Source organism: Streptomyces sp. NBC_00385, assembly GCF_035917155.1.
Lineage (GTDB): Bacteria > Actinomycetota > Actinomycetes > Streptomycetales > Streptomycetaceae > Streptomyces > Streptomyces poriferorum.
In genome coordinates, this window is sequence record NZ_CP107951.1 from 3,260,919 (window position 1) to 3,283,056 (window position 22,138).

General features: G+C 73.0%; 23 protein-coding genes. 5 read left to right on the top strand and 18 right to left on the bottom strand.

The window, feature by feature from the left end; genetic code table 11:
- Positions 1–41 precede the first annotated feature (41 nt).
- Positions 42–1,292: a class I SAM-dependent methyltransferase gene (locus OG959_RS14195; protein WP_326658539.1), complete on the top strand. Its 1,251-nt coding sequence runs from the start codon at positions 42–44 to the stop codon at positions 1,290–1,292.
- A 17-nt stretch (positions 1,293–1,309) separates the two neighbouring features.
- Here OG959_RS14195 and OG959_RS14200 read toward each other — a convergent pair whose 3' ends face one another.
- From OG959_RS14200 to OG959_RS14215, 4 genes are all read right to left on the bottom strand, one after another.
- On the bottom strand, positions 1,310–1,975 hold the full coding sequence (locus OG959_RS14200; RefSeq protein WP_326658540.1) for a hypothetical protein: 666 nt from the start codon (positions 1,973–1,975) through the stop codon (positions 1,310–1,312).
- 52 nt (positions 1,976–2,027) lie between these two features.
- Positions 2,028–2,498 carry a VOC family protein gene (locus tag OG959_RS14205; protein ID WP_326658541.1) on the bottom strand — a complete coding sequence of 157 codons (471 nt, stop codon included), beginning with the start codon at positions 2,496–2,498 and terminating at the stop codon, positions 2,028–2,030.
- 63 nt (positions 2,499–2,561) lie between these two features.
- Complete coding sequence (locus OG959_RS14210) at positions 2,562–3,812, bottom strand: RNA polymerase sigma factor (protein ID WP_326658542.1); 1,251 nt, start codon at positions 3,810–3,812, stop codon at positions 2,562–2,564.
- Positions 3,813–3,864: 52 nt separating this feature from the next.
- Complete coding sequence (locus OG959_RS14215; RefSeq protein ID WP_326658543.1) at positions 3,865–4,227, bottom strand: YciI family protein; 363 nt, start codon at positions 4,225–4,227, stop codon at positions 3,865–3,867.
- 199 nt (positions 4,228–4,426) lie between these two features.
- Between OG959_RS14215 and OG959_RS14220 the strand changes: the two genes are divergently transcribed.
- Positions 4,427–4,591 (top strand): hypothetical protein, encoded by a 165-nt coding sequence (locus tag OG959_RS14220; RefSeq protein WP_326658544.1) that lies wholly within the window; start codon positions 4,427–4,429, stop codon positions 4,589–4,591.
- Here the strand turns inward: OG959_RS14220 and OG959_RS14225 are convergent.
- Genes OG959_RS14225 through tsaB form a run of 4 tightly spaced genes read right to left on the bottom strand, consistent with a single transcriptional unit; the run spans position 4,536 to position 7,073 of the window.
- A complete protein-coding gene (locus OG959_RS14225; RefSeq protein WP_219572922.1) occupies positions 4,536–4,820 on the bottom strand; it encodes a hypothetical protein in 285 nt (94 codons plus the stop codon). The two genes, OG959_RS14220 and OG959_RS14225, sit on opposite strands and share 56 nt — an antisense overlap.
- Positions 4,817–5,926 carry a tRNA (adenosine(37)-N6)-threonylcarbamoyltransferase complex transferase subunit TsaD gene (gene tsaD, locus OG959_RS14230; protein WP_326658545.1) on the bottom strand — a complete coding sequence of 370 codons (1,110 nt, stop codon included), beginning with the start codon at positions 5,924–5,926 and terminating at the stop codon, positions 4,817–4,819. Before tsaD ends, OG959_RS14225 begins: the two co-directional genes overlap by 4 nt.
- On the bottom strand, positions 5,926–6,429 hold the full coding sequence (gene rimI / locus OG959_RS14235; protein ID WP_326658546.1) for a ribosomal protein S18-alanine N-acetyltransferase: 504 nt from the start codon (positions 6,427–6,429) through the stop codon (positions 5,926–5,928). Before rimI ends, tsaD begins: the two co-directional genes overlap by 1 nt.
- Positions 6,426–7,073 carry a tRNA (adenosine(37)-N6)-threonylcarbamoyltransferase complex dimerization subunit type 1 TsaB gene (gene tsaB, locus OG959_RS14240; RefSeq protein WP_326666375.1) on the bottom strand — a complete coding sequence of 216 codons (648 nt, stop codon included), beginning with the start codon at positions 7,071–7,073 and terminating at the stop codon, positions 6,426–6,428. Before tsaB ends, rimI begins: the two co-directional genes overlap by 4 nt.
- 176 nt (positions 7,074–7,249) lie before the next feature.
- Here tsaB and OG959_RS14245 point away from each other — a divergent pair, with 176 nt between their 5' ends.
- Positions 7,250–7,810: a hypothetical protein gene (locus OG959_RS14245; RefSeq protein ID WP_442805569.1), complete on the top strand. Its 561-nt coding sequence runs from the start codon at positions 7,250–7,252 to the stop codon at positions 7,808–7,810.
- Between the two features lie 25 nt (positions 7,811–7,835).
- On the opposite strand, the gene OG959_RS14250 is transcribed toward OG959_RS14245, so the two are convergent.
- From OG959_RS14250 to OG959_RS14290, 9 genes are all read right to left on the bottom strand, one after another.
- Positions 7,836–8,006 carry a hypothetical protein gene (locus OG959_RS14250; protein WP_326658547.1) on the bottom strand — a complete coding sequence of 57 codons (171 nt, stop codon included), beginning with the start codon at positions 8,004–8,006 and terminating at the stop codon, positions 7,836–7,838.
- 139 nt (positions 8,007–8,145) lie between these two features.
- Entirely contained in the window at positions 8,146–8,706 is a 561-nt protein-coding gene (tsaE, locus tag OG959_RS14255) for a tRNA (adenosine(37)-N6)-threonylcarbamoyltransferase complex ATPase subunit type 1 TsaE (protein WP_326658548.1), read from the bottom strand.
- 40 nt (positions 8,707–8,746) lie between these two features.
- The gene (locus OG959_RS14260) at positions 8,747–9,955 is read right to left on the bottom strand and encodes an alpha/beta fold hydrolase (protein WP_326658549.1); all 1,209 of its coding nucleotides are present in this window, start codon (positions 9,953–9,955) and stop codon (positions 8,747–8,749) included.
- A 131-nt stretch (positions 9,956–10,086) separates the two neighbouring features.
- Entirely contained in the window at positions 10,087–11,256 is a 1,170-nt protein-coding gene (gene alr / locus OG959_RS14265; RefSeq protein ID WP_326658550.1) for an alanine racemase, read from the bottom strand.
- Positions 11,257–11,338: 82 nt separating this feature from the next.
- Positions 11,339–11,725 carry a DUF488 domain-containing protein gene (locus tag OG959_RS14270; RefSeq protein WP_326658551.1) on the bottom strand — a complete coding sequence of 129 codons (387 nt, stop codon included), beginning with the start codon at positions 11,723–11,725 and terminating at the stop codon, positions 11,339–11,341.
- Positions 11,726–11,757: 32 nt separating this feature from the next.
- Positions 11,758–13,224: an NAD(P)H-hydrate dehydratase gene (locus OG959_RS14275; RefSeq protein WP_326658552.1), complete on the bottom strand. Its 1,467-nt coding sequence runs from the start codon at positions 13,222–13,224 to the stop codon at positions 11,758–11,760.
- Positions 13,225–13,262: 38 nt separating this feature from the next.
- Positions 13,263–13,631, bottom strand: coding sequence for a holo-ACP synthase (locus OG959_RS14280; RefSeq protein WP_326658553.1), 369 nt, complete (start codon positions 13,629–13,631; stop codon positions 13,263–13,265).
- Between the two features lie 28 nt (positions 13,632–13,659).
- Positions 13,660–15,507, bottom strand: coding sequence for a glutamine--fructose-6-phosphate transaminase (isomerizing) (gene glmS / locus OG959_RS14285; RefSeq protein ID WP_326658554.1), 1,848 nt, complete (start codon positions 15,505–15,507; stop codon positions 13,660–13,662).
- 91 nt (positions 15,508–15,598) lie between these two features.
- Positions 15,599–17,083 (bottom strand): MFS transporter, encoded by a 1,485-nt coding sequence (locus OG959_RS14290; protein ID WP_326658555.1) that lies wholly within the window; start codon positions 17,081–17,083, stop codon positions 15,599–15,601.
- Between the two features lie 134 nt (positions 17,084–17,217).
- Between OG959_RS14290 and OG959_RS14295 the strand changes: the two genes are divergently transcribed.
- Positions 17,218–18,204: an Lrp/AsnC family transcriptional regulator gene (locus tag OG959_RS14295; protein WP_326658556.1), complete on the top strand. Its 987-nt coding sequence runs from the start codon at positions 17,218–17,220 to the stop codon at positions 18,202–18,204.
- Positions 18,205–18,302: 98 nt separating this feature from the next.
- Here OG959_RS14295 and OG959_RS14300 read toward each other — a convergent pair whose 3' ends face one another.
- Positions 18,303–20,186: an ATP-binding cassette domain-containing protein gene (locus OG959_RS14300; protein ID WP_442805739.1), complete on the bottom strand. Its 1,884-nt coding sequence runs from the start codon at positions 20,184–20,186 to the stop codon at positions 18,303–18,305.
- A gap of 491 nt (positions 20,187–20,677) precedes the next feature.
- On the opposite strand from OG959_RS14300, the gene argG reads away from it, so the two are divergent.
- A complete protein-coding gene (gene argG, locus OG959_RS14305) occupies positions 20,678–22,123 on the top strand; it encodes an argininosuccinate synthase (protein ID WP_326658558.1) in 1,446 nt (481 codons plus the stop codon).
- Positions 22,124–22,138 lie beyond the last annotated feature (15 nt).

Sequence of the window (22,138 nt, forward strand, 5' to 3'; positions counted from 1 at the left end):
CCGCACGGTCCCCCGGCTGGCGCGCAGCCGACTGGCCCACAATGGGGCGGGTGAACGCTCTCGCCCCGACCGGCCCGTCCGACGACACCCCCGACCCCCTCGCCGACTTCCGGGCCCTGCGTGCCCCCGAAGGCGCCGAGCTGCTGGCCGGGCTGCGCTCGTACGACCCCGCCACCGAACTGGCCACCGCCACCCGGCTGCGCCGCACCCACCCGGCCGCCCTCGTCTCGGCGGCCCTGGGCCAGGCCAGGCTGCGGCAGCGGGCGGTGGCGAAGTTCGGCGCCGAGGACGCGCACCGGATGTTCTTCACGCCGAACGGGGTCGAGCAGGCGACCCGCACCTCGGTGGCCGGCTACCGCGCACGCCGGTTCGCGGACACCGGGGTGCGCAGCGTCGCCGACCTCTGCTGCGGGATCGGCGGCGACGCGATCGCCCTGGCCCGGGCCGGAATCTCCGTCCTCGCCGTGGACCGCGACCCGCTGACCGCCGAGGTGGCCCGGGCCAACGCCGCCGCGCTCGGCCTGGACGCGCTGATCGAGGTGCGGTGCGCCGACGTCACGGAGATCGACACCTCGCCCTACGACGCGGTCTTCGTCGACCCGGCCCGCCGCGGCGGACGCGGCCGCATCTTCGACCCGGAGGCCTACTCGCCGCCCCTGTCCTGGGCGACCGAGGCGGCGCTGAAGGCGCCCAGGGCCGCGTTGAAGATCGCCCCGGGGGTGCCGCACGAGGCGATCGGGCCGCAGGCGGAGGCCGAGTGGATCTCGGACGGCGGCGACGTGAAGGAGGCGGTGCTCTGGTTCGGTGAGGGCTTCGAGGCAGGGTCCTTCCGCGCGACGCTGCTTCCGTCGGGCGCCACCCTGTCCGCCCCGGCCGTGCTGCCCGCCCCGCCGGTCGGCCCGGTGGGGCGCTATCTGTACGAGCCGGACGGCGCGGTGATCCGCGCACATCTGGTGGCCGGGATCGTGGAGCGGTGCCACGGCCGGCTGTTCGACGACATGATCGCGTACGTCACGAGCGACGAGCTGTACGACTCCCCGTACACCGCGGGCTACGAGATCACCGATCAGCTGCCCTTCAACACGAAGCGGCTGAAGGCGCTCCTGCGGGAGCGGAAGGTCGGCGTCCTCACCGTCAAGAAGCGTGGTTCGGGGGTCGAACCGGAGGAACTGCGGCGGAAGATGAAGCTCCAGGGCCCGAACGCGGCCACGGTCTTCCTGACCCGGGTCGCCAACGTACCGACGATGCTGATCGGCCGTCCCGTGACCGGCCCCGAGGCCGCCCTGCGCTGACGGCGGCTCGGCCTGCTTCAGCGGTGGGTGCCGCCCCGCACGGAGACCAGCGGCTCGGGGGCGACCGCGCCGAGCACCGTGCGCAGAACCCAACGCCGGTGCCAGAACGCCTTGGTGATGCCGATGAGGCCGATGATCCAGCCGATGAACCCGAGGCCCATCACCAGGGCCATCAGGCCGTAGGTGTCATCGCCCCGTACGGCTCCGGCCGGCACCGCGAAGCAGGCGTACAGCCCGCACGCGCAGAGCACGAAAGAGCCGAGGACCCACGCCAGGCTCACCCCCGGCAGCCGGTACGCGGCATCACTCGCGGGATCACGGTCCAGGGCGCCCCACTGCACGAGGAGTCGGCGCAGCTGCCGGTCCCGGCGCAGGCCGATGACGACGAGGACGACGGCCGGCACCAGGCAACAGGCGCCCAGGCCCAGCATGATGACGCCGAAGAAGGCGCTGAAGACGTCGTACGACTGCTCGAAGGTGATGAAGGCGGTGCCGACCAGCGCCCAGCCGAGCGCGCCGACCGCTCCCCACATCCACAGCAGTCCGAGCCGGCCGGGGCCGAGGTGCATCTTCACCAGCGCGCCCAGGATGTGGGCCCGGTCGGCGAGCAGTGCTCCCCGGTCGGGCCAGGTGCGTATCTCCACGGGTGGAGGGGGCGGCGGCAGCGCGGGGCGAGCGGACATGGGCCAGACCCTATCGAGCGCCGGTGCCGCCCCGCCTCCGGGTGATCGCGCGTCAGGCGTTGCGCATGGCCTCGATGTCGAGGCGCTTCATGCCGAGCATCGCCTTCATGGCGCGGGCCGCCTTCTCCGGGTCGGGGTCGGTCAGGGCGTCACCGAGACCGGGCGGGATGATCTGCCAGGAGACGCCGAACCTGTCCTTGAGCCAGCCGCACTGGCTCTCCTGGCCGCCGTCCGCGGTGAGCCTGTCCCACAGCCGGTCCGCCTCCTCCTGCGAATCGCACTCCACGGAGAGGGAGACCGCCTCGTTGAAGGGGAACTCGGGACCGCCGTCGAACGCGATGTACTCGGCGCCGTCCAGCTGGAAGCGGACCGTCATCACCGCTCCCTCCTCGCCCGGCGACGCGGCCGTCCAGCGGGTCACGTCCAGGACGCGCGAGTCGCCGCCGATGACGGAGATGTAGTGGTCCGCCGCCTCCTCGGCCTGGTTTTTGTCGAACCACAGGAACGTGGTGACCTTCTGCATGGTCTTCTCCTCACGCGGTGGTGCCGGTTGCCGTGCAAGGTAGACCGGTGGCGGGCCCGGAACTCATCGGCCGGCCCGGTCCAGGAGCAGCGCCCGCTCCCGCTCGTTGCGGGTGAGCTCCGCCGCCCGTACGAACTCGGCACGAGCCTCGTCCGTACGCCCCATCCGTTCCAGAAGATCCCCGCGGACGCTCGGCAGCAAGTGGTACCCCTTGAGCGCGGGGTCGGCGGCCAGCGCGTCGACCAGGGCGAGCGCGGCGGCCGGGCCCTCGGCCATGGAGACGGCGACGGCGCGGTTGAGCTCGACGACGGGGGACGGGGTCAGGGCGGCGAGCCGGTCGTACAGCGCGGCGATGGCGGCCCAGTCGGTGTCCTCGTAGCGCGCCGCCCGGGCATGGCAGGCGGCGATGGCCGCCTGGAGGGCGTACGGGCCCAGGGCCTGCCCCGCCTCCGCGGCCGTCTCGCTCGCCCGGAGCAGGGCCGCGTAGCCGCGGCGGATCAGCAGCCGGTCCCAGCGGGCCCGGTTCTGGCCGGCGAGCAGCACCGGGGCGCCGTCCGGCCCGGTCCTGGCGGCGGTGCGCGAGGCCTGGAGCTCCAGCAGGGCGGCCAGTCCGTGCACCTCGGCCTCGCCCGGCATCAGCCCGGCGAGCACCCGGGCCAGCCTCAGTGCGTCCTCGCAGAGGCCGGGGCGCAGCCAGTCGTCGCCGGCGGTCGCGGCGTAGCCCTCGTTGAAGACCAGGTAGATGACTTCGAGCACCGATCCGAGCCGGGCCGCGCGCTCGGGGCCGTACGGCACCTCGAAGGGGACGCCGGCCCGGCCGAGTGCCCGTTTGGCGCGGACGATCCTCTGGGCGACGGCCGGTTCGGTGGTGAGGAAGGCGCGGGCGATCTCCTCGGTGGTGAGGCCGCCGAGGAGACGCAGGGTGAGGGCGATCCGGGCGTCGGTGGAGAGCACCGGGTGGCACGAGGTGAAGATCAGCCGCAGCAGGTCGTCGTCGATCCGGTCCGGGTCCGCGGCAGCCGGGTCCGGTTCGCCGGGGACGGTGTCCAGGGCGTGGCCCATCTCGGCAAGCTTGCGGGCGTACGTCTCGCGGCGGCGTACGAGGTCGATGGCGCGGTGCTTGGCGGTGGCCATGAGCCAGGCTCCCGGGTTGTCCGGGACGCCCGACTCCGGCCACTGCTCCAGCGCGGCGACCAGGGCGTCCTGCGCCAGTTCCTCGGCGATGCCCACGTCCCGGACGATCCGGGCGACACCGGCGATGATCCGCGCGGACTCGATCCTGAATACCGCCTCAACCGCGCTCGCTGCTGTCACGGCCACCCATCAGAGCAGCCGTGCGGGACGCGGGCAAGCGCGGCCGGCCAGGTCAGCCGGTCGCTTCGTCGATGGCCCGGACCTCGGAGGTGACGCTCCAGCTCTCCGGGTGGCACAGCAGGAACCGCTTGGTCCACTCCAGCGCTTCGTCCTTGTCCTTGCACTGGAGGATGGCGTACCCGCCGACGACCTCCTTGGTCTCGGTGAAGGGCCCGTCGGTGTAGCTGAGCTTTCCGCCGGACCAGTGGACCCGGGTGCCCTGGGCGGTCGGGGTGAGGCCGGCCGTCTCCAGCATCACGCCCGCCTTGTTGATCTCCTCGAACAGGGCGCCCATGCGCTTCTCGAAGTCGGGGTCGGGCTCAAACCCGGCGGCGGCCTGCTCGTCGATGCGGATGAGTGACATGAAGCGCGGCATGGTGACTCCTCGGTCGGGAGGGCGGGGACCTCTTCCCCGTCTCTCACCCCTGCGTCGAACGGGGGACAGCCGGATCGACACTCCCTCCCGAATTCTTCTGAGAATTTTCCGGATCGGCCACCGGGCCCGTTCCGGAAGTGACAGCTGCCCCGGTCGCGCGGGCGCCGGGCACCCGCCGTCCACCCGGTACTTCCCCGAGATGGTCACCGCGGACGACGCGGCCCTGCTGCCCCGCCTCACCGCGATCAGGGACGACTGGCGGGCGTACGCCGCCGACTACGAGGTGGCGGAGGAGCTCGACGCGATCATCACCGGTCTGCTGGCCCGAGGGACTCGAACCGCCAGCGGTGCACCGGCCGGGTGATGGCCGCCGCGTCCGGCTCGGGCAGCTCCGGCAGGTCGTCGCCGTAGGCGCCCTCCCACCAGGTGATGACCAGGACCCGGTCCTGCGGGGCGCGCAGCAGCTCGCTGCGCAGCGGGGGGCGCGCCAGCTCGCCGGCGCGGGCGCGGGCCCACTCCAGCAGTTCCGCGCCCCTGCCCTCGGTGGCCCGGGCCTCCCACATCAGCGCGACGGTGGTGCCGTTCCCGCTCATGAGTACAGGTTGTCCTTGCTGATCTCGTGCACATGGTCGTGCGTGTGGCCGTGGCCGTGCCCGGCGCCCGGTACGTGGGTCTCGGTGACCGGCAGCGAGGAGTCTGCCGAAAGCTCCAGGTCGGAGGCGGGCCGGTTGCGGGCCACCATCTCCGCGCCCAGTGCGGCGACCATGGCCCCGTTGTCGGTGCACAGTCCGGGGCGGGGCACGCGCAGCCGGATTCCGGCCCGTTCGCACCGCTCCTGGGCGAGCGCCCGCAGCCGCGAGTTGGCCGCGACCCCGCCGCCGATCATCAGGTGGTCGACGCCCTCGTCCTTGCAGGCCCGGACGGCCTTCCGGGTGAGCACGTCCACCACGGCCTCCTGGAAGGACGCCGCCACGTCCCGTACCGGCACGTCCTCGCCGGCGGCGCGCTTCGCCTCGATCCAGCGGGCGACGGAGGTCTTCAGACCGGAGAAGGAGAAGTCGTACGCGGGGTCGCGCGAGCCGCTCAGACCGCGCGGGAACGCGATGGCCTTCGGGTCGCCCTCCTTCGCGAGCCGGTCGATGACCGGGCCGCCGGGGAAGCCGAGCTGCAGCACCCGGGCGATCTTGTCGAAGGCCTCGCCCGCCGCGTCGTCGATGGTCGCGCCGAGCGGCCGCACGTCGTTGGTGATGTCGGGGGCGAGCAGCAGCGAGGAGTGCCCGCCGCTGACCAGGAGCGCCATCGTCGGTTCGGGCAGCGGGCCGTGTTCCAGCTGGTCGACGCAGATGTGCGAGGCCAGGTGGTTCACCCCGTACAGCGGCTTGTTCAGCGCGTACGCGTACGCCTTGGCCGCCGAGACGCCGACGAGCAGGGCGCCGGCGAGTCCGGGCCCGGCGGTGACGGAGATGCCGTCGAGGTCGCGACCGGTGACCCCGGCCTCCTTCAGGGCGCGCTCGATCGTGGGGACCATCGCCTCCAGATGCGCGCGGGAGGCGATCTCGGGGACGACGCCGCCGAAGCGGGCGTGCGTGTCGACGCTGGACGCGACGGCGTCGGCGAGCAGCGTCGTCCCGCGGACGATGCCCACGCCGGTCTCGTCGCAGGAGGTCTCGATGCCGAGTACGAGCGGTTCGTCAGCCATCAGTCAGTCTCGTTTTCTGGTACGTGCTCTTGTACGTGGAGGCGCATGACGAGTGCGTCGATGTTGCCCGGCTGGTAGTAGCCGCGGCGGAAACCGATCGGTTCGAAGCCGAAGCGTTCGTACAGCTTCTGCGCCCGGGTGTTGTCGACACGGACCTCCAGCAGCACCTCGGCGCACTCGAAGGCCGTGGCGTGCTTCAGCAGGTCGGTCAGGAGCTCGGAGCCGAGCCCGCCGCCCCAGTGGCCGCGGGTGACGCCGATCGTCTGTACGTCGGCGAGGTCACCGGCGGCCGCGAGGCCCGCGTATCCGACGATCCGGCCGGAGACCGGGTCCTCGGCGACCACATAGCGGCGGGTGGCCCCCGGTCCGCGGGCGTGCGCCAGCTCGGACCAGAACATGCCGGCCGACCAGGCGTCGTCCGGGAACAGCTCGTGTTCCAGGTCGAGCACCGGATCGATGTCCCACCAGCGCATCTCGCGCAGCACTGCGGTCGTGGCGGTCACTTGGGGGTGACCACCTTGTAGTTCTTCGGGACCTGCGCGTCGGGCCTGCGCAGGTAGAGCGGCTGCGGCGGCAGCAGCGCGTCCCCCGCGGCGAGGCGTTCGGCGGCGAGGGCCGCCATCGCACCGGCGGCGACGTGCTCGGGGCCGCGCGCGTCCGGGAACGCGTCGGGGTAGAGCACCGCGCCCGCCCCGGCGACGGGGAGGCCCGCGAGCTGCTCCGCGATGTCGGCGGGCCGGTCGACGGCGGGTTCACCGGTCCGGGTGACGGGGTCCTCGTACCGCGCCCAGTAGACCTCCTTGCGCCGGGCGTCCGTCGCGACGGCGAACGGGCCAGCCACCCCGGCCTGCCCCGCGGCGTACGCGAGGGCGTCCAGGGTGCAGATCCCGTGCACGGGCACGGACAGCGCCGAGCCGAAGGTCGCGGCCGTCACCAGGCCGACCCGCAGTCCGGTGTACGGGCCGGGACCGACGCCCACGACCACCTCCGTCACGGCGTCGAGTTTCACGCCGGCCTCGGCGAGGACCCGGTCGACGGCGGGCAGCAGCAGCTCCCCGTGCCTTCGGGCGTCGACCTGACCGGACTCGGCGACGACGCGGGTCCCGTCGTGCAGGGCGACGGTGACGGCGGGGGTGGCGGTATCCATAGCGAGCAAGAGCACGCAAACAGCCTACGGCTCCGCCGCGGGCGATACGGCGCCCCGTACGGCGTCCCGGTGCGGGGGTGCTCCGGTGCTACCGTCACCGGGTATACGCGGAGTACGTGTAAACGCTTGTACGACATACGACGGTCTACGGCATACGACGGCGAAAGAGGCGCACGGTGGCTAGGGGCAGCTCGGGAATCGTGGCCGCGCTCACCGCGGCGGCCGTCGCCGCGGTCGGCTTCCTGGCCTACCAGGCATCGGCGAACGTCCCCGACAACCTGGGCGCCAAGCCGAAGGCCTCCAGCAGTTCGCCGGCCACGGCCGGCAACGCCAAGCCGAAGCCGAAGAAGGACCCCCTCGCCGTTCCCGCCGCGTCCGGCACGGGCATGCGCGTGGTGTACGCGCTGGGCGACCGCCGGGTGTGGCTGGTGGACGCGAAGAACAAGGCGACCCGGACCTTCAGGGTGATGCCGAGCGCGGTGCAGGCCAGGCCCGGCGTCTACCGGGTGACCTCGCGCTCCGGCCGGGTCACGGGCTCCGACGGGGTGCCGATCGAGCACGTGGTGCGGTTCGCGACCAACAACGACGTGGCCATCGGCTTCAGCGCCGCGCAGGACGGCTCCATGGAGAGCCCGGACCCGACGCTGAAGGCGGGTGGCGTACGGATGTCCCGCGCGGACGGCAACGCGGTGTGGACGTTCGCGACGGTGGGCGTGAAGGTCAACGTCGTCTCGTAGGGGCCGCCGGGCCCGTCCGTGGGGCTCAGCAGCGCTTCGGGTGCGCCCCCGCGCCCTCGCGCGGCGGCCGTGCCGTGCCGTGCGGGCGTGGGCCGGGCGGGGTGGAGACGGCGGTGGCCGCCGCTCCGGCGGCGAGCAGGTCTCTCATCGACACCGCCCGCGGCGGTGGCTGCACTTCTCGCTCCGATGTCGGCATGAACGCCTCCTGGGGCTCCGGTGGAAGGCACGTTAGGCAGACCTAACCTGCTCTCGCCCTCCATGTCACCACGCCCGCACCACCCCGCGCAACAATTTGCCGACACCATGTCGGAAACGGGCCCGGAGGCGGCCGCTCCTCAGAGTCCCGCCGTGCCCCACGGGGCCCAGGACTCCGTCCGCAGCCCCGCCCAGCGTGCGCCGAAGCCCACCAGCGTCACCGCGCGCCGCTCGTCGTCCGTGTCGCCGACCGCGCGGTCGATGAGCACCTGGAGCCGGTCGTCGGAGAGCTCCTCGACCTTGCCGTCGCCCCACTCGACGACGACCACCGAATCCGGCAGCGACACGTCGAGGTCCAGGTCCTCCATCTCGTCGAGCCCGCCGCCCAGGCGGTACGCGTCGACGTGGACCAGCGCCGGGCCGCCGCCGAGCGGGGGGTGGACGCGGGCGATCACGAAGGTGGGTGACGTGACGGCGCCACGGACGCCCAGGCCCTCGCCGAGCCCCCGGGTCAGGGTCGTCTTGCCCGCGCCAAGCTCGCCGGTGAGCATCACCAGGTCGCCGGGGCGCAGCACACCGGAGATCCGGCGGCCCAGGGCCTGCATCTGTTCGGGGGACTCGACGGCGAGCGTCACGGTGACGGTGTCGTGCGGGGCGCCTGCGGCGGGCTCGGCCGCCGGGCTGCTGTGCGGTGCTTCCATGCCCGCCAACGTTAGAGGACTTCCGGTACGTCCCCGGCCCTCATCCGCGCGCCTCGGACGACTCCGGTACGGCGCCGGCCCGCACCAGCAGGTCCGCCAGCCGGTCCGTGACCGTCTCCGGGTGCTCCAGCATCACCAGGTGTCCGGCGTCCGGGACGATGACCAGCTCCGCGTCGGGCAGCCGGTCCGCGATCGCCTCGCTGTGCGAGCTGGGCGTCACCAGGTCCTTGTCGCCCGCCAGGATCAGCACCGGGAGGTCCCGGAACAGCGGCAGCGCCTTGCTCTTGTCGTGCGCGATGAAGGCGGGGTAGAACTCCGCGACGACATCGATCGGCGTGGACTCGATGAGCCGCTCGGCGAACCGCTCGACCGCCGGGTCCACGTCCCGCGAGCCGAACGAGTACCGCTTGATCAGCCCGGCGAACAGATCCGCCGTCGCCCGCCTCCCCCGCTCCACCAGCTCCGCCTGCGTGCCGAGCGCCTTCAGCACGCCGGGCAGCACCCGCCGCACCGCGTTCACGCCCGCCACCGGCAGCCCGAAGCTGACCTCGCCGAGCTTCCCGCTCGACGTGCCGACGAAGGCGACGGCGGCGACCCGGTCGCGCATGAGCGCCGGGTACTGGTCGGCGAACTCCATGATCGTCATGCCGCCCATGGAGTGCCCGACCAGCACCAGGGGCCCTTCGGGGGCGGCCGCGTCGATCACGGCCTTGAGGTCGCGGCCCAGCTGGTCGAAGCGGAGGTGCACGCCCTGCGCCTGCGCCCGGCCGCGCTCGGAGCGGCCGTGGCTGCGCTGGTCCCAGTGGACGGTACGCACGAGGCCGCGCAGGGCCGCCCGCTGGAAGTGCCAGGAGTCCTGGCTGAGGCAGTAGCCGTGACTGAAGACGACCGTCACCGGGGCGGGTGCCTTGTGCCCGAAGAGACGGCGCCGGCGCGGGCCGGGGGGCGTACCGCCCGTTCCCTTGCCGTTGCCCGGGTCGACCTCGTCGATCTCGTAGTAGAGCTCGGTGCCGTCGTCGGCCGTCGCCCGGCCCGGCAGCCCGCGCAGCGAGCCGTACGGTCCGGTGGCGTCCAGCGCCAGCCTGGCCCGCTTGCGCATGCCGCGGCCGACCGTCAGCCGCTCGACCGCGACCCCGGCCGCCGCGCCTGCGGCGATCACACCTATGGCGGCCCCGGCGATCCCCGCCCGGCGCCAGCCGGCCGCCGAAGCGGCCGTCGCCACCGCGTCCCCCGCGCTGATCTCGCTCACCGTGCCGCGCTCCTCGTCGGTCGTGTCGTGTCCGTCGGGTCAGGGTCGAAGGGCCGGCCCGGTCTCCTGCGATCTCGTCCGGCCGGCCCGGGACCTTCTCAGATCGTGCCTGGTCAGGGGTGCTGATCCGGTCAGGACCCGGCCGAGGGGCCCTTTGGCGTTTCGTCGTCCCGGTAGACGCGCGGCACCCGGCCGCCGATCCGGGTGACGATCTCGTACGCGATCGTGTCCGCCGCCCGCGCCCAGTCCTCGGCGCTCGGCTCGCCCCGGTCCCCCGGGCCGAACAGCACGGCGTCGCTGCCCACCGCCGGCTCGTCCCCTTCGAGGTCGACGACGAACTGGTCCATGGCCACCCGGCCCGCGACCGTCCGCCGGACACCGCCGACCAGCACCGGGCCACGGCCCGACGCGTGGCGTGGAACACCGTCCGCGTACCCGAGCGGCACCAGGCCGAGCGTGGTCTCCGCGGACGTCGTGTAGTGGTGCCCGTAGCTGATGCCGTGGCCGGCCGGGACCCGCTTGACCAGGGCGATCGACGCGGCCAGCGTCATCACGGGGCGCAGTCCGAAGTCGGCCGGGGTGCCCAGCTCGGGGCTGGGCGAGATGCCGTACATGGCGATCCCGGTCCGCACCAGGTCGAAGTGCGACTCGGGGACCGTCAGCGTCGCCGGGGAGTTCGCGATGTGCCGCACCTCGGGCTCGACACCGGCCTTCTCCGCGTACGCCACCATGTCGCGGAAGGTGTCCAGCTGGGCGGTGATCGAGGGGTGCCCGGGCTCGTCGGCACAGGCGAAGTGGGACCAGAGGCCGGTGATACGGACGGTGCCGGCCTGCTCCGCCGTGCGGGCGGCGGCGACCAGTTCGGCCCAGTCGGCGGGCTGGCAGCCGTTGCGGCCGAGGCCCGTGTCGGCCTTGAGCTGGATACGGGCGGGCCGGCCCGCCTCGACCGCCGCGGCGGTGACCTCGTCCAGCGCCCACATGCCGCTCACCGACACGTCGATGTCGGCCTCGATCGCCTCGCGCCAGGGCCCGCCCGGCGTCCAGAGCCAGCACATCACCCGGCCGCCGAGACCGGCCGCGCGCAGGGCGAGCGCCTCGTGCGGGGTGGCGGTGCCCAGCCAGGTGGCACCGGCTTCGAGCGCGGCACGCGCGCAGCGCTCCGCCCCGTGCCCGTAGGCGTCGGACTTGACCACGGCCATGAGCTGCGCCCCGGCCGCCCGGGCACGCAGAACGCGCACGTTGGCGCGGAGTGCGGCGAGGTCGATCTCGGCACGGGCTCTCAAGGACGCTGTCTCGTTCATCGCGCCCAGTGTCTCACTGGCGCACCGCAGGACCCCCGGGCGTCGGCCGCGGCAGGGCGCGGCGCGCCGGTGGACGCGCACGTCAGCCGCGGTGCAGCTCGTGTTCCACATGGTCGACGAGGACCGGCACATGGCTGTGCGGGACGTCCTTGACCGCCGTGACGAGCGTCACCGGGCCGCCCGCGCGGACCAGCGCCGTCAGCTCGGCCACGGCCGCCGTGTGCACGGGGTCGGCGAGCTCGGCGCGGTAGCGGTCCACGAAGGTGTCGTACCGGTTCTCCGAACGGTCCTCGTGGTACCAGGAGCGCAGTTCGTCCGACGGAGTGACGTCCTTGAGCCACTTGTCGATCGCGGCCCGGTCCTTGGAGACGCCGCGCGGCCACAGCCGGTCGACGAGGACGCGGATGCCGTCGCCGTCCTCCTCGGGGTCGTACACCCTGCGTACGCGCAGTCCGCTGTCGGCGCTCACCGGCACTCCCCTCTCGCCGCTCCCAGCATCACTCAGGCCCGTACGTCCCGCCAGGCCGCCGCGATGGCCTCCGCGACGTCCTGCGCGGCGACCGGGGAGCCGTCCGACGCGTGCCGGGCGGCGAGGCCGTGGAGGTGGGCGCCGACGGAGGCGGCGTCGCGCGGGGCGAGGCCCGCGGCGAGCAGCGAGCCGGTCAGCCCGGAGAGCACGTCGCCGCTGCCCGCCGTGGCCAGCCAGGAGGTGCCGGTCGGGTTGACCCGCACGGGCGTGTGCGGGGCGTCGGTGGCGATCAGGGTGGTCGACCCCTTGAGCAGGACCGTGGCGCGGAACCGGGAGGCGAGTTCCCGTACGGCGGCGAGCCGCCCCGCCTCCACCTCCTCGCGCGGTACGCCGAGCAGCGCCGCGGCCTCCCCGGCGTGCGGGGTGAGGACGGTGGGCGCGGTGCGCGCCCGTACGACGTCGGCGTCCAGCAGCCGCAGCCCGTCCGCGTCGACGAGCACCGGTACGTCCGTGGCCAGCACGTCCGAGACCGCCCCGACGGCGTCCGTGCCGTCGCCGAGCCCCGGACCGACCACCCAGGCCTGGACGCGTCCGGCCTTCGACGGCGGGCCCGCGTGGACCAGGGTCTCCGGATGCCGCGCGATCACCGCGTCACCCCCCGGCCCGACGTAGCGCACGGCCCCCGCCCCGCCGCGCAGCGCCCCGGAGACGGCGAGCACCGCGGCCCCCGGGTAGCGCGCCGATCCGGCGACGATGCCGACGACGCCGCGCCGGTACTTGTCGCTCTCCGCGGCGGGCACGGGCAGCAGCGCGGCGACGTCCGCGTACTGGAGCGCCTCCAGATCGGGTGCCTCCGGCAGTTCGGCGCCGAGCCCGATGTCGACGAGGTGCAGGGCGCCGGCCCGTTCGGCGGCCGGGTCGACGAGCAGCCCCGGTTTGTACGCGCCGAAGGTGACGGTGACGTCGGCGCGCACGGCGGCCCCCCGCACCTCACCGCTGTCGGCCTCGACACCGCTCGGCAGATCGACGGCGACGACGGGCACCCCGTGGGCCGCGTAGTGCTCCACCACGGCGGCGGCGTCGGGCCGCAGTCCGCCGCGCCCGCCGATGCCGGTGATGCCGTCGACGACGAGGTCGATGTGGCCGCCCCAGTCGCGGTGCGGGCTGACCTCACCGGCGTCCATCACCCGTCCGCCCGCAGCCAGCAGGGCCGCCGTCCCGCCCTCGTGGGCCCGGCCGGGTGACACCCGCACGGCGACGACGCCCGCGCCGCGCCGCGCCAGCCTGGCCCCCGCGTACAGCGCGTCGCCGCCGTTGTCGCCGCTGCCGACGAGGAGGACGACGCGGGAGCCGTAGACGCGGCCGCCGCGCCGCAGCAGATCGGCGCAGGCGGCGGCGAGCCCGGCGGCGGCGCGCTGCATCAGCGTGCCCTCCGGAAGCCGTGCCATCAGGGCCTGTTCGGCGGCCCGTACGGTCGAGACGCTGTAAGCGGTTCGCATGGCTCCAACGTACGCAAGGATCCGCCCTCCTACCCCTCCTACCCCTCCGCGATCACCACCGCGGAGGCCACCCCCGCGTCATGGCTGAGCGAGACGTGCCACTGCCGCACACCGAGCTCGGCCGCGCGTGCGGCGACGGTGCCCCGGACCCGCAGCCGGGGCTGCCCGCTCTCCTCCACGTACACCTCGGCGTCCGTCCACAGCAGCCCGGCGGGCGCGCCGAGCGCCTTCGCGAGAGCCTCCTTGGCGGCGAACCGGGCGGCCAGCGAGGCGATTCCGCGCCGCTCACCACCGGGAAGCATCAACTCGCTCTCGATGAAAAGGCGTTGTGCGAGATTCGGCGTACGTTCCAGCGCCGCGTCGAACCGCTCGATCTCCGCCACATCGATCCCGACCCCGATGATCACGTACGCACCCTCACTGTTGGCTGATGGCTCACTCCACGGTGACGGACTTCGCCAGGTTGCGCGGCTGGTCCACCTCGTTGCCGCGGGCCGTCGCCAGCTCGCAGGCGAAGACCTGCAACGGCACGGTGGCGACCAGTGGCTGAAGCAGCGTAGGCGTTGCGGGGATCCGGATGAGGTGGTCGGCGTACGGGACGACCTCCTCGTCGCCCTCCTCCGCGATGACGACGGTGAGGGCGCCGCGGGCCCGGATCTCCTGGATGTTCGACACGATCTTGCCGTGCAGCACGGAGCGCCCGGCCGGCGACGGGACGACCACGACCACGGGCAGCCCGTCCTCGATGAGCGCGATCGGCCCGTGCTTGAGCTCCCCCGCGGCGAACCCCTCGGCGTGCATGTACGCGAGTTCCTTGAGCTTCAACGCGCCTTCCAGGGCGACGGGGTAGCCGACGTGCCGGCCGAGGAAGAGCACGGTGTCGTGCGAGGCCAGCGACCGGGCCAGCGCACGGACCGGCTCCATGGTCGCCAGGACCCGGTCGACGGATCCGGAGATCTCGGAGAGCTGGCGGATGACGGTACGGATCTCGTCGCCCCACTTGGTCCCGCGGACCTGGCCGAGGTAGAGCGCCACCAGGTAGCAGGCGACGAGCTGGGTCAGGAACGCCTTGGTGGACGCGACGGCGACCTCGGGACCCGCGTGCGTGTAGAGCACGGCGTCGGACTCGCGCGGGATCGTCGAGCCGTTGGTGTTGCAGATGGCGAGGACCTTCGCGCCCTGCTCACGGGCGTGCCGGAGCGCCATCAGGGTGTCCATCGTCTCGCCGGACTGCGAGATGGCGATGACGAGGGTGTGCGGGTCCAGGATCGGGTCGCGGTAGCGGAACTCGCTGGCGAGTTCGGTCTCGCACGGGATCCGGGTCCAGTGCTCGATGGCGTACTTGGCGATCATCCCGGCGTGGAACGCGGTCCCGCAGGCGACGATCACCACCTTGTCGACCTCGCGCAGTTCGCCCCGCGTGATCCGCACCTCGTCGAGGTGGAGGGTGCCCTCCGGGTCGATCCGGCCGAGGAGGGTGTCGGTGACGGCCTTGGGCTGCTCGGCGATCTCCTTGAGCATGAAGGAGGCGTACCCGCCCTTCTCGGCGGCGGAGGCGTCCCAGTCCACGTGGTACGCCCGCACCTCGGCGGGCTCCCCGTCGAACCCGGTGACCACGACGCCCTCCCGCCGCAGCTCGACCACCTGGTCCTGGCCGAGCTCGACCGCGGAGCGGGTGTGGGCGATGAACGCGGCGACGTCGGAGGCGAGGAAGGCCTCGCCGTCGCCCACCCCGACGACGAGCGGCGAGTTCCGCCGGGCCCCGACCACCACGTCGGGCGCGTCCGCGAACACGGCGACGAGGGTGAAGGCCCCTTCGAGGCGCCGGCAGACCTGCCGCATCGCCTCCGCCGGGTCCGCGCTCTGCGAGAACGCCTCGGCGAGGAGGTGGGCGACGACCTCGGTGTCGGTCTCGGAGAGGAGGTCGTGGCCGCGCCCGCCCAGTTCGGCGCGGAGTGCGGCGAAGTTCTCGATGATCCCGTTGTGGACGACGGCGACGCGTCCGGCGTTGTCGAGGTGCGGGTGGGCGTTGGTGTCGGTGGGCCCGCCGTGGGTGGCCCACCGGGTGTGCCCGATCCCGGCGCTCCCGGCCGGAAGCGGCTGCTCGACCAGTACCTTCTCCAGGTTGACGAGCTTCCCGGCCTTCTTGGCGGCGGCCAGTCCCCCGTCGGCCAGGATCGCGATCCCCGCGGAGTCGTACCCCCGGTACTCCAGCCGCTTGAGACCGGCGACGACGACGTCCTGCGCCGACTGCCCACCGACGTAACCCACGATTCCGCACATAGTGGTCCTTTCCTGATCACCAGCCCCTGTTCTTCGCATAGTCGCAGAAAAACAAGCTCGTCCGGCGATTGAGGACACAGCGCCGCCGCACCTACCGTGCGCGCACTACCTCCGGCACCGCACCCCCCGCGGCCTCCGGCGCCTTCCGCTCCTCCCTCACCAGCAGGAGCACCGCCACGCCGGCGACGACCCCCACCGCTCCGGCCACCACGGCTGCCGTGTTCAGCCCCGAGGCGAACGCCGCCCGCAGCGCGTGCTCGGGCACCCCCGCCGAGCGCAGCCCCGAAGCACCGCCGCCCGCCAGCGCATGGGACTGCTCCTCGCCCAGCGTCTCGCCGATCCGCGAGGTCAGCACCGTTCCGAGCGCGGCCACCCCGAAGGCGTATCCGAGCTGCCGGAAGGTGTTGACCGCGCCGCCCGCCATGCCCGCCCGCTCCGGCGGTACGGCGGCGAGCGCGGCGCCGGCGAGGGCCGGGGACACCAGGCCGGTGCCGATGCCCGCGACGATCAGCCCGGGCAGCAGCGCCGGCCACGAGGAGCCCGCGCCGAGGACGGCCTGGCCGAGCGTGCCGACGCCGATCAGGGCGAGGCCGACGCCGATGGCCAGCCTCGGCTGCACCCCGTGCAGCAGCTTCCCTCCGACGGCCGCCACCACGAACGCCGTCGCGGCCAGCGGGAGGAGCGCCAGGCCGCCCTGGACGGGACTGAGCCCGAGCACGGTCTGCAGCCAGATCGAGGTGTACGGCAGGACGGCGAAGGCCGCCAGGTTGTACGCGAGTGCCCCGGCCATCACACCGGTGAACGCGGACTTCCGGAACAGCGACAGTTCCAGCAGCGGGTGCGCGACGCGCCGCTCGACGAGCACGAAGCAGAGCAGGGCGAGCGCGGCGGTCCCGAACGTGGCGAGCGTGCGCCCCGAGGCCCAGCCCAGGCTCCCCGCCCGTACGACGGCGTACGTGGCCGCCGCCGCGAACACCGCGAAGCTCACGGTCCCCGCCCAGTCGATGCGCCGGCCCCGCGCCCCGTGCGACTCGGGCACCGTGCGGACGGTCAGCCAGATGGCGGCGACGCTGACCGGGAGGTTCACGAAGAAGATCCACCGCCACCCGGGCCCCTCGGTCAGCAGTCCGCCGATGACCGGCCCGATCGCGGCGGCGCCCCCGCTCACCGCACCCCACAGCCCGAGTGCGACGGACCGGTCCTTGCCCCGGTAGACGGAGGCGAGCAACGGCAGCGTGGTCGCGAACATCGCGGCCGCTCCCACTCCCTGGATCCCGCGCGCGGCCACCAGCACCGCCGGCGACGAGGCGAGTCCGCAGCCCAGCGAGGCGACGGCGAAGAGCACGACGCCCGCGACATGGACCCGGCGCCGCCCGAGCAGGTCGGCGGCGGCCCCGATGCCGAGCAGCAGCGCGGCGAGCGCCAGCGCGTATCCGTCGATGACCCATTGCAGGTCGGAGAGCGACGCGTCCAGCACCCGTGCCATGTCGGGCAGCGCCACGATGACGATCGTGACGTCCAGCAGCAGCATGAACGTCCCCAGACAGACCGCGGTGAGCGGCCCCCACTTGCGCATGTGTTTCTCCCTGTACGGCTCTTACGGCTTCGGTGTGGCCGGCGACCACACCCGTACGATCGAAGAAGAGCGACAGAAACCACCGGCCGAAGACCTGTAACCGCCGGAATTCGACATTGGAGGGGCCTTCACCCATGGAATCCAACGCAGTGGGCGACGCCCTCGATCTGCAGATCCTGCATGCGCTGGAGCTGGACGCCCGGGCCCCGTTCAGCCGGATCGCGACCGTGCTCGGGGTCTCCGACCAGACCGTGGCGCGCCGCTTCCGCAGGCTCCGGTCCCCGGCGGGGCTCCGGGTCGTCGGGGTCCGCTGCGCCGCCGCGGAGGACTCGCTCGACCACTGGCTGCTGCGCGTGCGCTGCGCGCCCGAGGGCGCGACGGCCATCGCCGAAGCCCTGGCCAAGCGCCCGGACACGGCGTGGATCGGCCTCACTTCGGGCGGTACGGAGGTGACGTGCACGGCGAACGTCCGCTCCCGGGACGACGCCGACGACCTGCTCCTCGGCAAGCTGCCGCGTACCCCGCACATCGTCGACATCCGCGCCCACCAGCTGCTGCACCGCTTCTACGGCGGCCCGTCCGGCTGGCTCCACAAGAGCGGCGCCCTGTCCCCCGAACAGTCCGCCGCCCTCGCCCCCGCCCCCCTTCCGGACCACCCGGGCCCGGCCGTCATCACCGCCGAGGACGAACCCCTGGTCGCCGCGTTGGAAGCGGACGGCCGGGCCACGTACCCCGAGCTCCAGAAGGCGACGGGCCGCTCCGAGTCGGCGGTCAAGCGCCGCATGGCGCAGCTCGTGGCCTCGGGCGCGCTGTACGTGGACGTCGAGTTCGACGCCGACCCCTTCGGCTTCCGCCACCCGACGATGCTGTGCATCACCGCCGCGCCCCGCGCCCTGAACGCGGTGGGCGAGGCGCTGGCCACCCACCCGGAGGTCGCCTACGCGGCGGCGACCACCGGGCCGTCCAACCTGGTGGCGGTGGTGATCACCCGTGACACGGGCCATCTGTACCGCTACCTGAGCGAGCGCCTGGGCGGACTGGAGGGCGTCGAGCACGTGGAATCGATGCCGTTCCTGCGGCGCGTGAAGCAGCTGACGTACCGGCCGTTCCGGGGACACTGAGCGGTCCTGGCCCGCCACCCGCCGAGGACCTGCGGCGCGGATAGGCGCGGCAGGCCCTCGGGGCTCGCTCCGGCTCCGTCAGCGGACCGGGCCGACCGTCACCGGTCCTTGGCCAGGGCGACGAGTTCGGCGAACAGACCCCCGGCGTGGATCAGGTCGTCGTACGCACCGTCCTCGATCACCCGGCCGTGCTCCATGACGATGATCCGGTCGGCCAGCCGCGTGTTCTCCAGTTGATGCGTCACGACGATCGTCATGCAGTCGGCGGCCAGCCGCTTGATCTCCACAAAGATCTGGTGCTCCCCACGGGCGTCCATCTGTGAGGTCGGCTCGTCCAGGATCAGCAGCGGAGTCCGCCGGTACAGCGCCCGGCCGCACGCGAGCCGCTGCCATTGCCCGCCGGAGAGTTCCGCACCGCCGAACAGTTCACGGGCCAGCAGGGTGTCGAGCCGGTTCGGCAGTTCTTCGACGGCCTCGCGCATGCCGACGGCGTCGACGGCCTTCCACACCAGCTCGTCGTCCCACGACTTGGGCTGGCCGAGCGTGATGTTCTCGCGGGCGCGCAGCGGCCAGGTGGCGAAGTTCTGCGGCACGAGCGCGGTCCGCTTCCAGACGGCTTCGGCGTCGGCCTGCGCCAGGTCGGCGCCGTCCCACAGCACACGGCCCTTGTCGGCGAGGAGGAGCCCGGTGATGAGCTTGGTGAGCGTGGACTTGCCGGAGCCGTTCTCGCCGACCACGGCCAGGATCTCGCCCCGGCGCAGGCTGAGGGAGACGCCGTTCACGGCGGGCTGTTCCTTCCCCGGATACCGGTAGACCACCTCGTCGAGCCGGATCTCGTCCACCTGCTCCGGAATCGTCAGCTCGCCGCGCTTCGGGGCGCGCGCGTCGGCCATGTCGAGGAACGCGCGCATGTCGGCGAGATAGAGCGAGGTGTGGAACAGCGCGGCGCCCTGGACCACGAGCTGGGAGAGCGCGGCGAGGGTGGTCTGGACGGCGAGGACGGCGGTCGCGGCGACCGGCAGCGGGACGGCGCCCGTGGTGGCGAGCCAGGCGAGAAGGGCCCAGGTGCCCGTCAGGAAGACACCGCTGACAGCGCTGGTGGACACGTCGATGCGCAGCTGTCGTGGGGCGGCGGCCAGGGTGCGCCGGTCGATGCGCTCGGACAGCGCCCGGTACCAGTAAAGGATGTAGCCGGTCATGCCGTTGGCGCGGACCTCGTCGCCGTACCGGGCGGAGGTGGCCCACCAGCGCGTCATGCCGCGCACGTTGCGGTCGCCGACGTTGAGGTAGTGGGTCTCGTAGTCCACCCGGGCCCGCAGGATCGCGCCGATCCCGGCCGGGAGCACGGCGAGCAGCAGGGCGGGAAGCATGGCCCAGTGCAGGACGGTGATGACGCCGCCCGCGGCGGCCATCCGGACGCCGGAGGCCATGAACCGCTGTGCGTCGTTGACCAGGGTCGTGGTGCGGGTGACGCCCACTTCGGCGGCTTCCTGCCGGTCGGCGAACCCGTCCTCGCCGTACGCCGCCACCTCGACCCGGCACACGGCGGCGACCAGCGCCACGTCGGCCTCGGTCATCAGCAGCGGCGTGACGCGACGTTCGGCGTAGGACGCGAGCGCCATGGCGATGCGGCCCGCACCGGCGGCGACGGTCACCACGACAAGCGCGGGCAGGGCGCCGTGCAGACGTTCGGAGACGGGGCCCGTGGCGAGCAGGTACGTCATCGCCCTCGCGGTGAAGGCGAGCGTGAGGGCCGCTGCGGTGCCGGTGAGGAGCTGGCAGAGCAGAAGAACCAGGACGGCGGTCCGGTCCACCGCCCAGGCGAGTCGGACCGTGTGCTTCAGGACGGCGGGAAGGCGCCCGCACATGGTGCGGAAACCGGCTTCGGCCAGCGGGTTCTTGCCGTGCTTGCCCTGGAAGTCGAGGACGGCCGGGGGCGGTGGCGGCGGGGTGTCCGAGTGTGCGGTCAAGGCGTCAGTCACAGTCACCTGCGTCCCTCCTGGGACTCGGTGCCGCACCTGGATGGCTCGGCGGTGCACGGCATAACGACGCCCACGGGGAATCGAACGCACTCGATTCCGGACGCGTGCGGCCTCAGCAACGGCAAGGGTTCGCGGGTCCTGCCCGTGCGCCGGAGCAGCCGTGGAGCAGCGGGTTATGGCCGAATCGCCGACGCCTGAAACGCCTGGGGCGGGTGGGTTTTCGGGCGGGACCGGTCGCCCGAAAACGACCCGCGGCGTCACCGACGCCGTCGACATCCGCCCGGCGAGCAGCCGGCCCGGACCCACCCCGGCACCAGGGCTGCCGCCCGCACGGCGGGCATGGTCAGCAGTTGAGAGCCGCTACCGGCGCGTCGGCGACCGCGCCAGGAACGCGCGAGGCCGCCGCGCCGCCCTCGGCCCCGCCCCGCGCCGAGACCATCCTCCCAGCGACCCGCGTTGCATGATCATGCGAGATGATGCATAATCTTCCTATGTCTAAGGTCCTCACCTCCCTGCCCACCGGCGAGCGCGTCGGCATCGCCTTCTCGGGCGGCCTCGACACCTCGGTCGCGGTCGCGTGGATGCGCGACAAGGGCGCTGTCCCGTGCACCTACACCGCCGACATCGGCCAGTACGACGAGCCCGACATCGCCTCCGTGCCCGGCCGCGCCAAGGCCTACGGCGCCGAGCTCGCGCGGCTGGTCGACTGCCGTGCGGCGCTCGTCGAGGAGGGGCTGGCCGCGCTCACCTGCGGCGCGTTCCACATCCGCTCGGGCGGGCGGGCGTACTTCAACACCACGCCGCTCGGCCGCGCCGTCACCGGCACGCTCCTGGTGCGGGCGATGCTTGAGGACAACGTACAGATCTGGGGCGACGGCTCCACGTACAAGGGCAACGACATCGAGCGGTTCTACCGCTACGGCCTCCTCGCCAACCCGCACCTGCGGATCTACAAGCCCTGGCTCGACGCGGACTTCGTGACCGAGCTCGGCGGCCGCAAGGAGATGTCGGAGTGGCTGGTCGCGCATGACCTGCCCTACCGCGACAGCACGGAGAAGGCGTACTCCACCGACGCCAACATCTGGGGCGCCACCCACGAGGCCAAGACCCTGGAGCACCTGAACACCGGTGTGGAGACCGTCGACCCGATCATGGGCGTCAAGTTCTGGGACCCGTCGGTCGAGATCGAGACCGAGGACGTCACGATCGGCTTCGACCAGGGCCGCCCGGTGACGATCAACGGAGAGAAGTTCGACTCCGCCGTCGACCTCGTGATGAAGGCCAACACCATCGGTGGCCGCCACGGCATGGGCATGTCGGACCAGATCGAGAACCGGATCATCGAGGCCAAGAGCCGCGGTATCTACGAGGCCCCCGGCATGGCCCTGCTGCACGCCGCGTACGAGCGCCTGGTCAACGCGATCCACAACGAGGACACCCTCGCCCAGTACCACAACGAGGGCCGGCGCCTGGGCCGTCTGATGTACGAGGGCCGCTGGCTGGACCCGCAGGCACTCATGGTCCGTGAGTCGATCCAGCGCTGGGTCGGCACCGCCGTCACCGGCGAGGTCACACTGCGACTGCGGCGCGGCGAGGACTACTCGATCCTCGACACCACGGGCCCGGCGTTCAGCTACCACCCGGACAAGCTGTCCATGGAGCGCACCGAGGACTCCGCGTTCGGCCCGGTCGACCGGATCGGCCAGCTCACGATGCGCAACCTCGACATCGCCGACTCCCGCGCCAAGCTGGAGCAGTACGCGGGCCTCGGCCTGATCGGCACCGCCAACCCGGCCATCGGCGCGGCCCAGGCCGCGGCGACCGGCCTGATCGGCTCCCTGCCCGAGGGCGGCGCCCAGGCCATCGCCTCCCGCGGCGAGGTCTCCGAGGCCGACGAGATGCTGGACCGCGCCGCGATGGAGTCCGGCACGGACTAGGCACGGCGGCGGAAG

Bases quoted from the DNA above. Each gene is read 5' to 3' on its own strand.
- OG959_RS14195 (WP_326658539.1), top strand. From the start codon at position 42: ATGGGGCGGGTGAACGCTCTCGCCCCGACCGGCCCGTCCGACGACACC.
- OG959_RS14215 (WP_326658543.1), bottom strand. From the start codon at position 4,227: ATGCCGCGCTTCATGTCACTCATCCGCATCGACGAGCAGGCCGCCGCC.
- tsaB (WP_326666375.1), bottom strand. From the start codon at position 7,073: ATGGATACCGCCACCCCCGCCGTCACCGTCGCCCTGCACGACGGGACC.
- glmS (WP_326658554.1), bottom strand. From the start codon at position 15,507: ATGTGCGGAATCGTGGGTTACGTCGGTGGGCAGTCGGCGCAGGACGTC.
- OG959_RS14205 (WP_326658541.1), bottom strand. From the start codon at position 2,498: ATGCAGAAGGTCACCACGTTCCTGTGGTTCGACAAAAACCAGGCCGAG.
- OG959_RS14250 (WP_326658547.1), bottom strand. From the start codon at position 8,006: ATGCCGACATCGGAGCGAGAAGTGCAGCCACCGCCGCGGGCGGTGTCG.
- alr (WP_326658550.1), bottom strand. From the start codon at position 11,256: ATGAACGAGACAGCGTCCTTGAGAGCCCGTGCCGAGATCGACCTCGCC.
- tsaE (WP_326658548.1), bottom strand. From the start codon at position 8,706: ATGGAAGCACCGCACAGCAGCCCGGCGGCCGAGCCCGCCGCAGGCGCC.
- tsaD (WP_326658545.1), bottom strand. From the start codon at position 5,926: ATGGCTGACGAACCGCTCGTACTCGGCATCGAGACCTCCTGCGACGAG.
- OG959_RS14275 (WP_326658552.1), bottom strand. From the start codon at position 13,224: ATGCGAACCGCTTACAGCGTCTCGACCGTACGGGCCGCCGAACAGGCC.
- OG959_RS14295 (WP_326658556.1), top strand. From the start codon at position 17,218: ATGGAATCCAACGCAGTGGGCGACGCCCTCGATCTGCAGATCCTGCAT.
- OG959_RS14290 (WP_326658555.1), bottom strand. From the start codon at position 17,083: ATGCGCAAGTGGGGGCCGCTCACCGCGGTCTGTCTGGGGACGTTCATG.
- OG959_RS14225 (WP_219572922.1), bottom strand. From the start codon at position 4,820: ATGAGCGGGAACGGCACCACCGTCGCGCTGATGTGGGAGGCCCGGGCC.
- OG959_RS14220 (WP_326658544.1), top strand. From the start codon at position 4,427: ATGGTCACCGCGGACGACGCGGCCCTGCTGCCCCGCCTCACCGCGATC.
- OG959_RS14200 (WP_326658540.1), bottom strand. From the start codon at position 1,975: ATGTCCGCTCGCCCCGCGCTGCCGCCGCCCCCTCCACCCGTGGAGATA.
- argG (WP_326658558.1), top strand. From the start codon at position 20,678: ATGTCTAAGGTCCTCACCTCCCTGCCCACCGGCGAGCGCGTCGGCATC.